The organism is Herbaspirillum sp. UBA812, from assembly GCF_002296545.1.
Classification (GTDB): Bacteria; Pseudomonadota; Gammaproteobacteria; order Burkholderiales; family Burkholderiaceae_D; genus Herbaspirillum; species Herbaspirillum huttiense.
Window position 1 is genome coordinate 1 of the sequence record NZ_DBIC01000392.1, and the last position, 15,831, is coordinate 15,831.

At 57.7% G+C, this 15,831-nt stretch carries 14 protein-coding genes and 1 tRNA gene; 7 read left to right on the forward strand and 8 right to left on the reverse strand.

The window, feature by feature from the left end; genetic code table 11:
• The 6 genes from B3873_RS25755 to B3873_RS25780 form a co-directional block, all read right to left on the reverse strand.
• A partial coding sequence (locus B3873_RS25755; protein ID WP_286869966.1) for an ABC transporter substrate-binding protein occupies positions 1-846 on the reverse strand: 846 nt, incomplete at its 3' end.
• A 154-nt stretch (positions 847-1,000) separates the two neighbouring features.
• Positions 1,001-2,515 (reverse strand): aldehyde dehydrogenase family protein, encoded by a 1,515-nt coding sequence (locus tag B3873_RS25760; RefSeq protein ID WP_134221443.1) that lies wholly within the window; start codon positions 2,513-2,515, stop codon positions 1,001-1,003.
• A 359-nt stretch (positions 2,516-2,874) separates the two neighbouring features.
• Positions 2,875-3,759 (reverse strand): transcriptional regulator GcvA, encoded by an 885-nt coding sequence (gene gcvA / locus B3873_RS25765; protein WP_209532264.1) that lies wholly within the window; start codon positions 3,757-3,759, stop codon positions 2,875-2,877.
• A gap of 101 nt (positions 3,760-3,860) precedes the next feature.
• A complete protein-coding gene (locus tag B3873_RS25770) occupies positions 3,861-5,267 on the reverse strand; it encodes an FAD-binding oxidoreductase (protein WP_286869949.1) in 1,407 nt (468 codons plus the stop codon).
• Positions 5,257-6,330 carry a DUF1338 domain-containing protein gene (locus B3873_RS25775; protein WP_286869951.1) on the reverse strand — a complete coding sequence of 358 codons (1,074 nt, stop codon included), beginning with the start codon at positions 6,328-6,330 and terminating at the stop codon, positions 5,257-5,259. Before B3873_RS25775 ends, B3873_RS25770 begins: the two co-directional genes overlap by 11 nt.
• Before the next feature lie 475 nt (positions 6,331-6,805).
• A complete protein-coding gene (locus tag B3873_RS25780; RefSeq protein WP_286869953.1) occupies positions 6,806-7,744 on the reverse strand; it encodes a LysR family transcriptional regulator in 939 nt (312 codons plus the stop codon).
• A gap of 408 nt (positions 7,745-8,152) precedes the next feature.
• On the opposite strand from B3873_RS25780, the gene B3873_RS25785 reads away from it, so the two are divergent.
• The 7 genes from B3873_RS25785 to B3873_RS25815 all read left to right on the forward strand — a co-directional run bounded on the left by B3873_RS25785 (position 8,153) and on the right by B3873_RS25815 (position 13,346).
• Entirely contained in the window at positions 8,153-8,488 is a 336-nt protein-coding gene (locus B3873_RS25785) for a helix-turn-helix domain-containing protein (protein WP_286869954.1), read from the forward strand.
• Entirely contained in the window at positions 8,475-9,734 is a 1,260-nt protein-coding gene (locus tag B3873_RS25790; protein ID WP_286869955.1) for a type II toxin-antitoxin system HipA family toxin, read from the forward strand. The genes B3873_RS25785 and B3873_RS25790 overlap by 14 nt, the downstream gene beginning before the upstream one ends.
• A 299-nt stretch (positions 9,735-10,033) precedes the next feature.
• Complete coding sequence (locus B3873_RS25795; RefSeq protein ID WP_286869957.1) at positions 10,034-10,825, forward strand: hypothetical protein; 792 nt, start codon at positions 10,034-10,036, stop codon at positions 10,823-10,825.
• A gap of 93 nt (positions 10,826-10,918) precedes the next feature.
• Positions 10,919-11,200 (forward strand): hypothetical protein, encoded by a 282-nt coding sequence (locus B3873_RS25800; RefSeq protein WP_286869958.1) that lies wholly within the window; start codon positions 10,919-10,921, stop codon positions 11,198-11,200.
• Positions 11,193-11,570 carry a hypothetical protein gene (locus B3873_RS25805; protein WP_286869960.1) on the forward strand — a complete coding sequence of 126 codons (378 nt, stop codon included), beginning with the start codon at positions 11,193-11,195 and terminating at the stop codon, positions 11,568-11,570. Before B3873_RS25800 ends, B3873_RS25805 begins: the two co-directional genes overlap by 8 nt.
• Before the next feature lie 423 nt (positions 11,571-11,993).
• The gene (locus tag B3873_RS25810; RefSeq protein ID WP_039790064.1) at positions 11,994-12,791 is read left to right on the forward strand and encodes a hypothetical protein; all 798 of its coding nucleotides are present in this window, start codon (positions 11,994-11,996) and stop codon (positions 12,789-12,791) included.
• A gap of 207 nt (positions 12,792-12,998) precedes the next feature.
• A complete protein-coding gene (locus tag B3873_RS25815) occupies positions 12,999-13,346 on the forward strand; it encodes a hypothetical protein (protein ID WP_286869962.1) in 348 nt (115 codons plus the stop codon).
• A 1,767-nt stretch (positions 13,347-15,113) separates the two neighbouring features.
• On the opposite strand, the gene B3873_RS25820 is transcribed toward B3873_RS25815, so the two are convergent.
• Positions 15,114-15,192 (reverse strand) — tRNA-Ile (locus B3873_RS25820).
• 57 nt (positions 15,193-15,249) lie between these two features.
• On the reverse strand, positions 15,250-15,831 hold a 582-nt coding region (locus tag B3873_RS25825; RefSeq protein WP_286869964.1), incomplete at its 5' end, for a sigma-70 family RNA polymerase sigma factor.

The window sequence follows — 15,831 nt, forward strand, 5'->3', positions numbered from 1 at the left end:
CGCCGGGGTCAGCAGGTATTCCAGCAGCTTCTGCGCCAGTTCCGGCTCGCTGTTGCCCTTGATCGGGCAGGCGCCGGTCATGAGCAGCACGCCGCCTTCCTTGGGGGTGGCGAATTCAGCGGGGATGCCCTTGTCCTTCAGGTTGGCGATGCCGGTCACGGTCAGCGGGAAGATGGCCGCTTCATTGGTCTGCACCATCTCGGAAATCTTGGCCGAACTGGAGAGATATTCGACCACGTTGGGGCCGACGGTGCTGCCCCACTTCTTGAAGCCGGGGTCGACGTTCTTGTCGGTACCGCCCACCAGGCGGTTGAACATCATGAAGCCATACAGGCCGAAGGTGCTGGCCGAGATCGACTGGAACACCACCTTCTGCTTGTACTTGGGATCAGCGAAATCCATCCACGAGGTCGGTGCCGGCCAGCCCTTCTCGGCGAACAGCTTCTTGTTGTAGCCGATGCCGAGCACGCCCATCTCGATGGCCACGGCCTGGTCATTGGCCAGGCGCGCGAAGGGATAGACATCCTTGAGCACGGCGGCGTCCTTGACCTTTTCGCACAGGCTCATGTTGATGGCGCGGTACATGATGCCGTCATCGAGGAAGGCCACGTGCATCTGCGGCTTGTCGCGCTGGGCCTGCATCTTGGCGATGATGTCGGAGGAGGTGCCGGGCACCACCACCACCTTGACGTTGTTGGCCTTCTCGAAGTCGGGGAAGATCGAGGCGGTGTAGTTTTTCTCCATCGTGCCGCCGTTCATGCCGACGTAAATGGTCTTGGTCTGCGCCTGCGCGCCAGTGGCGATCAGGGTCGCAGCGATTGCACAGGTCACTGCCAGGGTCTTCATCTTCATTACTGCACTCCTTGCCGGTTTGCCGTTGTGGATCCCGCTTGCGCGGGTGTGGGTCGTGGGATGCCATGCCGGATTCCCAGGTGGAGCAGGAATCCGGCAGCGGTGCTGCATTTTTGCTTGGGGTACTGCGGTTGGACGTGGCCGTCGCTCAGTCGATATCGAACTTCACGCCCTGCGCCAGCGGCAGGGTCTTGCTGTAGTTGATGGTGTTGGTGGCGCGGCGCATGTAGTTCTTCCAGGCGTCCGAACCGGATTCGCGGCCCCCGCCGGTTTCCTTTTCGCCGCCGAAGGCACCGCCGATTTCGGCCCCGCTGGTGCCGATGTTGACGTTGGCCAGGCCGCAGTCGCTGCCCACGGCCGAGACGAACAGCTCGGCTTCGCGCATGTCATTGGTGAAGATGGCCGATGACAAGCCTTGCGGTACGGCGTTGTTCATGGCGATGGCATCGCCCAGTTCATCGTACTTGACGATGTAGAGGATGGGCGCAAAGGTCTCGTGATGCATGATCGCGGTCTGGCCGGGCATGGTGACCAGTGCCGGGCGCACGTACCAGGACTGCTGGCCCATCACGTCCACCCGTTCGCCGCCGGTGACTTCACCGCCCTGCGCACGCGCTTGCTTGAGTGCCGCCTGCATGGCATCGAAAGCAGCCTGGTCGATCAGCGGGCCGACCAGGGTATCGCCCTGCAGCGGATCGCCGACCTTCACGCTGGCGTAGATTCGCTTGATTTGCGCCACTACCTGGTCATGAATGCTGCTGTGGACGAACAGGCGGCGCAGGCTGGTGCAGCGCTGGCCGGCCGTGCCCACCGCCGAGAAGGTGATGGCGCGCAGGGCCAGGTTCAGGTCGGCCGAAGGCGCGACGATCATGGCATTGTTGCCGCCCAGTTCCAGCAGGCTGCGGCCCAGGCGTTCGGCCACCACGGTGGCGACCTTGCGGCCCATGCGCACGCTGCCGGTGGCGCTCACCAGCGGCACGGTGGCCGAACGGGAGAGGGTCTCGCCCAGGTCGGCACCGCCGATCAGCAGGCCGCACAGTTGCGCCGGCACCAGGTTCGGGCGCTGTGCCGAGAAGCGCGCCACGGCCTTGGCGAACAGGGCTTGCACGGCCAGTGCCGTGACCGGTGTTTTTTCGGAAGGCTTCCACACCACGGCATTGCCGCACACCAGGGCCAGTGCGGCGTTCCAGGCCCACACGGCGACCGGGAAGTTGAAGGCGGTGATCACGCCGACCACGCCCAGCGGATGCCAGGTTTCCATCATGCGATGGCCGGGACGCTCGGAAGCGATGGTCAGGCCGTGCAACTGGCGCGACAGGCCCACGGCGAAGTCGCAGATATCGATCATTTCCTGCACCTCGCCCAAACCTTCGGAGAGGATCTTGCCGGCTTCCTGGGTGACCAGGGCACCGAGTTCGTCGCGATGCTCGCGCAGCACTTCACCCAGCACGCGCACCAGTTCGCCGCGCACCGGCGCCGGCACTTCGCGCCAGGCCAGGAAAGCCTGTTGCGCGCCGGCGATGGCCGCTTCGGCGTCGGCCGGCGTCTGCGCCTTGAGTTGCGCGATGACCTCGCCATCACGCGGCGAACGGATCACCAGATCGTTGCCGGCGCAGGCCGAGAAGTCGGCACCCAGGGTGGAGAAGATGCGTGGAGAAGACATGGGGTTCCCTTGAAAAGTGGAGTGGGATGGGTCTGGAACGATGGAGTATAAGGACAGCCGCCCTACTTCTTAAAACCAAAAAATTTCACCACATCATGAGTTTTTGGAATGCACTGGCCTGGCGCGCGAGAATGCGCGAGGATGGGCGAGGATGGTGCAGCGCATCGCTTCATATCGGCCGCAAGCCCCCGTACCGTGGCGCTTCCAGCCACGGTGCCGGGGCCGCGCCGGTGGCGGCTCGCGGGCCCCTCTTGGCATGACACGAGATGCATCTGCACGCAAGAGAAAAATGCGCGGCCATGAGTTTTAGTCAGCCTGGGAAATCGCTGCACCGAATCGATGCAGCGCGTTGGAAGACCTCAGCCGCCCTGCGCTTCGCTCAGGATCCACTCGCGGAACTTGAGGATGGCCGCCTTGCCGGCGTTCTTTTCGGGATAGACGAGGTAATAGGATTGCGGGCTCTTGACCGCCAGCGGGAAGGGCACGTGCAACTGCCCCAGGCTGATCTCGGTCTCGACCATGAACTTGGGCATGAGCGCCACGCCCATGCCGGCGACAGCGGCCTGGATGACCATGGCCAGTTGCTCGAAGCGCGGGCCCGACAAGGCATTGGGACAATCCACCCCGACATGGCGGAACCAGTCCTGCCAGGCCTGCGGGCGCGTGGTGTGCTGGAGCAGCGTGACGTTGGCCAGATCCCCTACCGAGCCCAGGCCTTCGGCCAGCGCCTTGCTGCAGACAGGCACCACTTCTTCGCCCATCAGCCGCACCATCACGGTATCGGGCCAGTCGGGTTCGCCGAAGTGGATGGCGGCATCGACCTGGCGCGTATTGAAATCGAAGGGCAGCACTTCCGTGCTCAGGTTCAGCAGCACATCGGGATAGGCGGCAGCGAACTTGGCCAGGCGCGGGATCAGCCACTTCACGCCGAAGGTCGGCAGGATCGCCAGGTTGAGGACGCTGGCCAGGCTGTTGTAGGTCATGACCTGGAAGGTCGCCATCTCGATCTGCTTCAAGATGGTGGAGACCTGGGCCGCATAATCGCGGCCGGCTTCGGTGAGGATCAGGCGGCGGTTGATGCGCTCGAACAGCTTGACGTTGAGGTACTCCTCCAGGATCGCCACCTGGCGGCTCACCGCGCCCTGCGTCATGTGCAATTCATTGGCCGCCTTGGTGAACGACATGTGCCGGGCCGACGTATCGAAGGCGATCAGGCAGGACGTTGACGGGATGAAACGGCGCATGGGACGAAGACCGCTGGCTGAAGGCGGGGCAGAAGGTGAAGGAGCCCGCACTATAGCAAATGGCGTGCCCTCCCCTCCGGCGCGTCGCTGCACGCTGCCCGTCATGTGAAGCGCGTATTGCCCAGCAGGCAGTGCGGATCGAACACGTCTTGCACCCGGCCGGCCAGCGCGCGTTGCTCGGGCTGCGTGTAGCGCTGGTAGTAATGCTGGTTGAAGGGACCGATGCCGTGCTCGGCGCTGAAACTGCCTTGGTAACTTTTTGCAACCAAGTCATACAGCGCAGTGCGCAAGGCCTCGATGCGCTCCGGCGGGAACTGCGGCTGCTGCGCCGGCGGAATGGCCAGGTTGAAATGCACGCCGCCATCGCCCCAGTGGCCGAAGTCGAACACCTCGGCACCGGCGAAGTCCCGTTCCACCAGGGCCAGTGCCTCGGCACGGAAGGCCGGCATGCGCGAACGCGAGACGGAGATGTCGAAGGCCACGATCCTGCCCTCCTGCTTGACGCTGTCGCTGATGGCATGGCGCAGGCGCCACAGGGTCTCGGGCTTGTCGACCACGGCATCGACGATGGCATCGTCGAAGTGGCGTTCCAGCCAGGCCATGAAGAGCTGGTCGAGATCGAAGTGCTCACTGGCCGCCGATGACGAACTCAGTTCCACCAGCAAGGCATAGTCCGGTAATGGATCAAAGGGTGCATTCACCTGCGGCAGGTGGCGCAAGACCGACGCCAGCGCATTGCGCGAGATACCTTCGAAGGCCGTGAGGAAATCGGCGAACTGCACCTGGGCATCCTGCAGCAGGCGCAAACCCGCTTCCAGTGAAGACGGCACGATCAAGGCGGTGGCGCGCTGGCGCGGCAGCGGATGCGCGCGCAGCACCGCTTGCGTGACGATGCCGTAGCTGCCGGCGGTGCCGATGAAGAGCTGCTTCCAGTCGGGGCCGGTATTGTTCTTGTGCAGGCGGTTGCCCATCTCCAGCAGTTCGCCGGGCGGCTGCATCAGCAGCGCCTGCAGGCCCAGCGTGTTGTGGCGCACGTCGCCATAGCGGATCAGGCGCGCGCCGCCGGTGTTGGCGGCCAGCATGCCGCCTACCGAAGGATCGGCACCCAGGTCGATGGGGAAGCACAGCCCGTGCGGGGCCAACGCCTGGTTCAGGTCCGACAGGCGGGTGCCGGCCCAGGCCTGGATCACGCCATCGACCGGATCGATATCGATCACGCCCTTGATGCGCTCCATGCTGAGGATTAGTTGCAGACCTGAACTATCAGGCGAAGCCGCACCGACCAGGCCGGTGTTGGCCCCCTGCGGGATCAGCCGGATATTTTCGGCGGCGCACAGGCGCATGAGCTCGGCGGCTTCGGCCACATTGGCCGGACGCGCCACGCACAGCGCCTGCCCCGCCCCATAGCGCGGGCCGTGCTCGTAGGGCTGGCGCTCGGGTGCGGAGGTGATCAGGCCGGCGTTGCCCAGCAGGTCCTGCAGACGCGCCAGCGTGGCCTCAGCAGACACTGGCCGCCTCGCCGCCGGCTGCGCCCGATGCCACCGCCTCGGTCATCTTGAAGATGCCTTGCGCGTTGCCGCTGTCGAAGGTCAGGTCCAGCTTGCGCTGGCCGGCCTCGTCGGCGAAATAATCGCGCGAGATGAATTCGTAGAAGGAACCCGGCACGGTGACGGCGACCGGCTGGCCATCCTCGCCCTGCAGCTGGTAATCGACCTTGACTGCACGGAAGGCGGTCTGGCGCACGCGGCCATTGCGCGAGACTTCGACCTGGTCCTTGATGGGACGTCCCAGCTGGCGCTGGCGTTCGGCGGTCGCGACCACGTCGGAGACGCGGTCGGTGGCGTGATTGAAGGCATTACCTTCGGTGGAGATCCAGGCCATCTCGGCGGATTCGGCCTTGAGCGTTTCGTATTGCGCCAGGGTCGGCAGGTCGTGATGGCGGGCGAAGCACTTGAGCATGGCGGGCAGCAGGCGCTTGGCTTCGTCCATGCCCAGTTTGCCTTGTGCGGACAGCTTGGCCAGCAGGGCCAGCACCTCATCGGACAGCGGATTGCGCGACGTGGCCAGCACGGCATCCACGGTCTGCTGGAATTGCGGCGAGAACTGTTCCGGATGCAGTTCGCTCACGAAGAACTGGGCGATCTGTTCGGCGTCGTCGATGTGGGTATAGACGCGGCCGGTCATCTTGATGCGCGCCAGCGGGTAGGTACCGGTCTGCTGGTAGCCCAGCGGCAACAGCACGCTGGTGAAGAGGGTTTCGCCATCGGGGAAGCCGCTGTCGCGGCCCAGGCGCACGGTGCGCACGGCGCCGTGGTCGAAGCAGATCTTCATGCCCTCGCGCTCGGCATCGGCCACGTAGTCACGGCCGGTGGCGACCTGTTGCAGCAGGCCTTCGAAGAGCAGCATGTTCAGGGCCTGCGCCAGTTCCAGGCGCGAGACCTCGGACGCCGCGGGGCGCAGGGTCGAGACGGGGACTTCCAGGCGCGCGAACTGGCGCTGCACCAGGGCCTCGTCGCCGTAGTGGGAAAGCAGGAGTTGATGGAGATTGCTGTGCTGCGCGGAGATCGTCATTTGCGTGCCTTTGACCGGGTGACTATGAGATAGCCTCATGGTAAGGGCAGCGCGGGGGGCAAATAAAACGATAAATTCTGGGGCTTCGATGCCTTTTACTCATGCAAGGGCAGGAGCCGGGGGTGGAGCGCACAAGCCGGCTGACGGGCTGGGGCAGCCCATGCGGTTGATATGCCAATGTCGATCACGATGCCGAGCAGATGCTGATCTGTCCATTGACGGTCGTCCCAGAGAGGAAAGGCGGGTGCATCCTGCGCTTGTCGGCATCGCCCTCTTCCCTCTACCGTGTTGCGCCACCGAAAACCCCCTCCGCGGTAACGCAACGCCGGCGCGAGCTTGCAGCCCGCAGTGCCCCCCGACACATGACCGGCAGGGAACGACAGCGGAACTGTATTACAAGCGAAGCGATTTGATTAGCCGTCGTTTTGCGAACGTACTCGTTAATCAAATTGAACAATGCAAACGCCGCCACACTTTACCGCGCAGCCGTTTCCTCGTCCTCGGCTGGATGACGGCGCGCGAAATAATCCTGGATCTGGGCGATGCAGGCCAGGATCTTGGCGGGCACGGCGTCGCGATGGCGGGTGGTGATGAAGGCGCAATAGCCCTCCAGCGACCAGTCAGGCAAGACTTCCACCAGCCGTCCCGACTTAAGATCATCTTGCACCTTACTGCGCAGGAAGCGGCCTACACCATGTCCCTGCACGGCCAGCTGCCGGATCGAGCGGGCGTGGTTGGCGGTGACGCGCGGACCGAGGCGCAGTTGCGCGCATTGCCCGGCGCGATTGGTCAGGGTGAGATCGACCACGGCATCCGGACCATGCGGAGTGAAGAACAACATCTGATGCTGAAGCAGATCCTCGGGACGGCGGATGGCGGCCCTGGCCTGCAGGTAATCGGGGGACGCGCAGAGCACGGCGCCCATGCGGGCCAGCGGGATATCGCCGGGGCCGGTAGTCTTGCCTACCCGCAAGGCCAGGTCGACGCTGTGGTCCATGAGGTCGACGTTGTGATCGCTGACGTGGATGCTGATGCGCAACTGGGGATGGCTGCGGATGAAGTGGTCGAGGGCGGGCACCAGGTATTCGGGGGCCATGAAGCTGGAGGAGGCGATGCGCAGTTCGCCGACCAGTTCCTTGTGCAAGCTTTCGGTGGCATCGCGCGCTTCATTGGCCAGCGCGACGATGCGCGCGCAGTGGGCATAGAAACCCTGGCCGGCTTCGGTGAGGCTGAGCTTGCGGGTGGTCCGGTGCAGCAGGGTGGTACCGAGGATGGCTTCGAGCGCACTGATGTGCTGGCTGACCGACGACGAGGTCAGCCCCAGTTCGCGAGCGGCCTTGGAAAAGGCGCCCAGCTCGACGACGCGGGAGAAGATCACCATGCGGGGCAGGTAATCCATGGCTTGGTTTTTCATCGTGGCATGCAGGAGGTCGATGGGGTCAGCGTCGACTATAGCGCGGGATGTTGTGTGATGAGCAGACGAGGTGAGGTGGAGATTGGGGCTTGTTTCCTGTTTGGCGGGAAGTGGCTGGGGACGGGTGAGATAGTCACATACGTTACTATTTCCGGGGAGAACTGTTGGGCTTGCTGTCGCTGGCTGGCACCTCGCACACCTTGGCAGCCATGGATGCCCTATCCTGCAGCAGGCTGGAAGATGGGGTCGATCAACGACAAGAGAAACGGCGGCGAGCCCTTCCAGAGTGCATCATAGAGATTACATTAAGTAGAATAAAGCAATATTTATGAGGCATGGAATTGCAAACATCAGAACATAGATAATGCATTAAACTCCATAATGTCACATCTATGAACGGAGAAACGCATGCCCAAGAAACTCTCCACAGCCCAGGACTGGCCGACACTGGTACAAGAGCGCCTGACGACCTGGGGCAAATGTATTGCCACCCAGCGCCTGCGTCAGCGCATCACTGCCATTGATTTGTCTGCCCGGCTGGGAATCTCGCGGGTGACGCTGGCCAGATTGGAAAAGGGCGATCCCGGTGCCGGCGTGGGTGCTTATCTGACCGCGCTTCTGGCGCTGGGCATCTTCGACCAGGCCGTACCGGCATTGCCTGCCGAACTTTGGCAAGGCGACTATGGCCAGCGTGTCAGACTCAATCGGGAGCAGACGGGGGCTGGCGACGATGACTATTTCTAAACCGGTCTATGTCTATCTGCAGCGTCCTGACAATGGCGAGTGGCTCACGGTTGGCCGGTACAAGGCAGGCGATTCCGGAGAGGGATTTTTCAGGTATGCCCCGTCTTATATCGAGGCCGGGCATACCTGGGCCATTGATCCGCAGAACTTGAAATTTTTGCCCGAGACGGATTTCCGGGCACAACGCTATCAAGGTCTGCATGACGTATTGCGGGATGCCTGCCCGGATGCCTGGGGACAAGCGCTGCTGCGTCGCGAACACAATCTTTCGGAAGATGCTCCGCCGCTGCAATATCTGCTCAAGGCCAGCAATCTGGACCGCTGGGGTGCGCTGGCCGTAGGAACAAGTGCCAAGCCGCCCGCTGCGCAAATGAACACACCTGGCCTGCCTCAACTCGATGAAGTGATTGAAGAACTGGCGGCGCTCGCGGAGCATCGTCCTGCTATCCGGGCCGGCATTCGCAAACGGCTGGTCCAGACCGCCAGCGTGGGCGGTGCGCGGCCCAAAGCGACGGTACGGGGCGACCACGGTCAGTTCTGGCTGATCAAGCCGGAGATTGCTACAGACGCCGGCCCTGTTCCGCTGCTTGAGCACGTGGGCCAGCAATGGGGTCTGGCCAGTGGATTGAATTTTGCTCAAACCGTTTATCACGCTGACGCAGGTGGCAGGAAGTCGGTACGTGTTCTCAGGTTTGACCGCACCGGACAACAACGCCACCTGTGTGTGAGCGCCGCATCCTTGCTGCAGGCTGAATATCCCGGGCGTCATGAGACGGACCGCTGGAGCTATCCACGTCTGGCCGAAGAACTCAGGCTGGCGGGCGCACCAAGTACTGACCGTATCGAACTTTTCGGTCGCATGGTCTTCAATGCCGTTTGCGGCAACGATGACGATCATGTACGCAATCATGCGATCGTCTATGCGGAGGAGGAACGCCGCTGGCGTCTCGCACCAGCGTTTGACGTGGTTCCGAATCCGGTGGACACGCCCGCGCGCCTGCACATGCAGCTATCGCAGGGACGCTTCGACATTTCGCGCGACGCAGTTTTGGCTGACGCACATCGATTCGGATTTGCCAGTCGGGAGGAGGCCGCGAGGTGTCTCGACGCGCTGCTGGCGCGTATTACGGGCAGCTTTGATGCGGTGGCAAATTGCCTGGATCAGGAATGGCAAGCCATGTTGCGCGAACGCTTGTCTCACAACGTTGCGATTCTGCGCCGAGGGCGAGAGCGCGACAATAGGTAGATTGCAGTGCCTTCCATCTCCTCCCTGATGAGCCGGCGCATCATAAAAAACTCACTTATCCGGGCGCTACAAAATTCGTCGCAGGTCACGGTTTACACCGCAATCGAATGCTTTGAGCGGAGCGCTTACGGACGCACAGGCTGCAATTGAAGATTCCAATTTATCGCAAGTGATAAAGCAGAAAGCGCTTCAGAATTTGCAGAACGGTAATTTCAGCACCAACACAGTTGGTGCTGGTGCTGCAAGAAATTCAACTGTTGTCAGATTTTGTAATGGTAAACCTTGTTAAGGATTCGAAGATGTCATTCGACCCAATTAAGTCAAGAACGAATGGTTTTAATGATGAAATGCTCAATTTCTATCTGGGAACGCAATATGATGAAAACAGGCCCATGGGGAATGTTGCTGTTAGTGAAATTGGGACAGTTGTAAAAGCGTGGCTGCTTGGTCTTCACAATGAAGTCAGTCCAATTATCCACCGATCCAATGAATGGCTGGACAGAGCAATTAAGGAAGATGAGAAATTTGGTCCTGACCCCAACGCTCACCGCACGACTCTGCACTGGGCTAGGGCGATTGGTGGCTGGCTGGAAGACGGCTGGAATTATGAGGGAGAATGGGATGCAGCCAGAATTTTCGAAGAAGCCCGTTGGCGCTATGAGCAGCGTCCTTGGTCAACGCATGAAATTGTCAAATCTGGCCTGGATGATTACATGGCCTTCGCCTACCAGGGGGGGGAGTATGATGACGGCTTTGAGGCTGGAATAGAAATGTACGAACGCTGGACAGGTAAAACCGGAGTAACGCTATCCAAAACCTTGAAGCCGCGTGACTTTGGTTACGCTTTGTGTCTACACCGGACAGCCCGCCAGTCATTCGACGAAAAAGACTTGTTCAAAGCGGGCTGCAAAATGTTGCAAGCTAACTTGCAAGACACTTGGTTAGGTGGGGGGCAGTTCATACGCGCTGCGACATGGCTCAAAATCGTCCACTGGCACAACGATGAAACCTTGACACCGTTGCAAACCATTTTGAAGGCATACGACAACATGCCCAAAGTGCCGCGCCCGGATTTTGTGCGCGCAATTTAGTGTCTTTCTCTTAGTCGCCCTTGTCGCCAGTCTCATGCTCTGGAGCATGGTAACGGAGTCCTTCATATTGCTACATCTCGAGATTTGGTGGGGGTGGATATTCTTCCTGCAGGAAATGTCAGCGCAGGATCACTTCCTGCTGTTGAGGCGGAGGTCGCAGTCGGTGTTCCTCCACTTCGATTTGCAGCGCAATCTTCCGTCACCATTACCGCAGCTCAAGCGAGGAGAATTTTGGCTGATATGGGAATTAACGCCCCCTCATCTTTTAACCTTGGAAATACTACAAGCACGTTGTTAGATATTCCTAAAATTACGCCAGCTCAAGTTCAGAAATTTGTTAATGCGGAGAAAAATCTCGCAGGTAAAAATGATTGAGCTAATCGTTGAAATGGATCCCGTGTTGGAGCATAAAGGTTATTGGTCAATGGTCGTCCGCTGTGTAACGGATATCAAAAAATTAGATAAATTCTCAACCGCAGTACCTTACAAGACAGCGCTCGTTGACGAGGGTACTCGCCTAAAGACAATCTTGGAACCTGGCGTGGACGTTGACTTAGTCGTTGATAAGATTAGTTCGTATGACCGCGAATGGAATATTGTCAGCGAAGGGATGACGGCAAAAATTTTTGTTATCGGCGATGCTTCAGAAGTTCGCGCTCGATCGTTGCTCAAAGGAGATTTACTATCTCCCAGACGTCTACGTGAAACTGATCTAGCTAAATTCAAGTCGCGACCGAATTCCTGATTATTGAGTTGACAGCTAATGATCTTACGACGCGTCTAGGCAATCCCGTTGGTCTAGTCTGTCCCGCGCCGCGCAGTCCATGGCAGAGCGACTGTATGGAGAACTTCACAGTCAGACTGCAAAGCGCGCTGCTTAACAGGGAGTGGGCCCGTAGCTGGCACTGCAAGCGAAAATGGCAGCGACAGCCTCATCACGAATTCGGGTTACCACCTAAGCGGATATAAATCTGAACTAGTTCTTTCAAGCCGCCAAATCAAAGGTGTGATTCACGTCATCACATCGAAGTGTGCTTATTTCCTACTTTCCCATTTCGCCGATCTGCCATCAGGGGTACTAATACACGCCCTTACAACGGCATCGCTTGCATTGATGAGGCTGCCGACAGAATATGGCGAAAGCTGCAAAGACCGGAGGGATGAATAAATGCATGAACAATTCGATGTGCTCTTTGCCGAGCAGAGAACCAATAAGTTACAGGAACAAACGATACGTATACAGCAATCAATTGAGGGGATTAAGCGAAGTCTGGCTGCGAAAGGCTCGCTCAATTCAGGGGCTCGGTACAAGATGGTGTTTGAAGCGATTGTGAGCGAACTCATAGCCCGATCTGACGAAATACTTTCTGCGGCGTACCAGGCATCTAGCGTCTTGCGTGATATAGAAGAAATTGCGCAAAAAAATGCGCTTCAAAAGATTACCCACGATTCTCTTGAGCATGAAATTCAGGCGTTACGTAGCGTCTACTTACGAGAAATCGATCCAAAACTGCAGCAAGCTTTGGACTTCGATAGTGCCGCCAGCGGGGTTCTAGCCAAAAATATGACCGAAGTCGTGCTCCACTTTGCCGAGCATCGAGAAAAGGCTCCATCGCCAAACGTGTTCAATACCACTGTGCATGGTCCAGTGGGTGCAATTCAAAGTGGTTCAGGTTCAAGTGCTGTCATTCATCAAACGGTCAACGCGGATGTCTCAAAGCTCTTTGAGCTGCTGAATGATATGAAAATAGCGATTAACGCATCTACTGAAGTTGATCCCGCCGCGAGGAAAAGCATGTTGGATCACGTCGAGCAGTGCAGCGCTGCGGTGAAGGCAGATAAGCCTAATAGGTTCACTGTCAAAGGACTTATCTCAGGGCTTAAAGATATCGCGGGCATCGTGCCTAATGTGCAGACGACTTATAAGGCAATCGAAGAATTAGTTCAGCGCGCTGGACTCTTTTAATGCTCTTGCAAAGCGCGGAAAGGCGATCCTACGAAACGGAATCAACACGCTTCTGCTGCAGTAGAGGCGACGGTCAAGCCGCAATCGGCCAGATGCGGTCAATCCTAATGATCAAGAATTTAGTAATTTCTCTGAAATGAAGAAATCAGAATGGTATGAAAATCGGATATTGTGGCGTGCCAGGAAAAATCGCCTTGACTCCTGTTTGTGGAATTTTTTTTAATTTCAAACGAAGCAACGGCGAGGAAGGTACTCGATGCAACAGAAGGGTATGAACACCCGTTGCTTATCTTTTGGCTCAATGACGATGTCTGGACGGTGCTTACTGCCAGGTTTTTGCTCGGAAAAATTGATGGCGTATTTGCATCAGTCGAGCTCGATGATTTAGGTGAAGTATCAACCGCTAACGACGGCAATATATGCCCGCAAGAGTTGAAGAAGCGCGCGGAGTACATCGAGGTTGGGCTTGGAAAAACACGATTTTGGACAGATCCTGGAATCAACCATTTTTCACTGAGAAATATCATAAGTATGTTCCCGATTAGGATGCCGTAGTTTTCGCGGAAGGAAAATGACGGCTCGATGAACTGATGTCTTCCATCTGCCAAAAGCAGACGACGAACATAAAAGGAAAGAACGTGAGACAGTCCTTTCTTGCACCTGACGTCATCGTAAAGATTCGCTTGCGAACCTCAGAGGAAGGCGGGCGGGCTTCTGATATACATATCTCCTCCGTGAGTCGTTATGGCTGTCCCCTTTACGTGGATGGGCGGTATTTCGAATGTAGGTGGCTACTTCAAGATGGCCAATTGTTGCATTTAGGGGCTGAATATATCGTGCCATTGAAGTTATTGCAGGCTCATCTAGCCGCGCCTTTTTTGCTGCCTGGAAGCGCGATACAAATGTGGGAAGGCAAGGTAATCGCAGACGGGATGATTCAGTCTCTTTGTAGATGAGTGAAAATGGCGGCTGCCGGCCAAACGCTGCTCTTCGCTGGCGAGGTCGGAACTAATGGAATAGGAGGGGGAAGATGGATGAAGTAGGGTTGACGGCCGATCAAGCGTATCGCGCGATGTTTTATTTCTTGGAGTAGGACTACGAGCGCACAATATCTGATGAAATTGCCGGTTTGTTGAGTTCGCTCTCTTGGAAAATTACGGGCGGTGCAGAGCCGGCTCACTTAGGAGCATGGGAAGACTGGATGGACTCAGTCAAAAAGGCATTACTGGTGCAAGGAACACAGCATCTGGATTAACGATATGCGTCAGTTAAGCCAGCCTGGTGGCCTTCCTGATTTGCTGACTAAGATTCGCAACCAGTGCCAGAAGCAGCCATTCAAAAATGACAAAAATTTGAAGAAAACGAAAGCTCCCAATGCCGTTAAATTATCCAGGAGAGGTTGAGCATTACGCGTTTTTTAACAGTCATCTGGGCTCTCGCTTTGAGTCGGCGGGCCTGAGGGTTCAGTTCCATTACAACCAAGAGCCAGGAATACATTTTATCGCCCAACCGCCAGAAGAGTACGCAGATGCGATTAGGAAAGGACTGAGTCAGGGGCTTCGCCTTTACTTCCCAAATTTCCCTGATTCAGGCAGTGTGTGGATTACTGAAATTACCGTAGACGACGTTTCATCGTCACAGGCGGCGTTTTATCGCGCAGCTCTATTGGTCATGAACCAAGCGTTCGCTCTGGTTGAAATCGCCGAGTCAAGCGCCCGTAAGACAGACTCGGACTAGCGGCCAATTTCCCGAATTCGGCCAAAAACAGCCTTCATAACAATAAGAAGGTATGGACGGCTACCCAGTTTGAATACTGCAAATCAGGAGTGACTTATGAAGGCGACAAATACTCTCCCGAAAAAAATTCAGTCGAAGACAATTTTAATTAGGTGAGGCGGCCCACATGGGTGGATCAATATTTATCTCGGACAGTGCACAGATACCACTGAGTACGCGGCAATTTGACTACGTTGTCGAACGAGTGCGTGCTCAACTGAATCCGTCGGAAATGGATGTTATAGAAAAAGTTTACCTTCCTTTGGATGAGCAAGGAATGATGTTCATTTCCGCAGAGTCGCTAAACGCGCAGGAGTTTTCCACTTTTTCCAATGCGGTGCTTAATGCAAAAACTGCTGCTCAGGCTGAGGAGTCGTTCTCGAGGTTTGAAGACGTGTGGAAAGAAGTGCTAGAAATGTTGCAGCGGGACACTCGGTTCAGAGTCTAGCTCCAGTTGCCCGCGGCCATTTTGTCAAAATGGACAAAAAATCCCCCACCAAAAGAAAAAGCGGCTTAGGACAATAAGTCGCTAAGCCGCTCTGGTACTGGTGGCCCCCCCGTGAGTCGAACACGGCACCAACGGATTATGAGTCCGCTGCTCTAACCAAGCATGAGCTAGGGGGCCAAAAAATCAGCCGGCGATTTTAACATCTCGCCGGCCAATCCTGACTCACCCTTAAGATCAATTCCCTTCCAGGAAGCTCTTGAGCTTGTCCGAACGCGAAGGATGACGCAGCTTGCGCAGTGCCTTGGCTTCGATCTGACGAATACGCTCGCGGGTCACGTCGAACTGCTTGCCCACTTCTTCCAGCGTATGGTCGGTCGACATCTCGATACCGAAACGCATGCGCAGCACCTTCGCTTCGCGCGGGGTCAGCGAATCCAGGATGTCCTTGACCACGTTGCGCATCGACGCATGCAAGGCCGCATCGGCCGGCGCCAGCGTGTTGTTGTCCTCGATGAAGTCGCCCAGATGGGAATCGTCGTCGTCGCCGATCGGCGTTTCCATGGAGATCGGTTCCTTGGCGATCTTCATGATCTTGCGGATCTTGTCTTCCGGCATTTCCATCTTGATCGCCAGAGTCGCGGGATCCGGCTCGGCACCGGTTTCCTGCAGGATCTGACGCGAGATGCGGTTCATCTTGTTGATCGTCTCGATCATGTGCACCGGAATACGAATGGTGCGCGCCTGGTCAGCGATCGAACGGGTGATGGCCTGACGGATCCACCAGGTTGCATAGGTCGAGAACTTGTAGCCGCGACG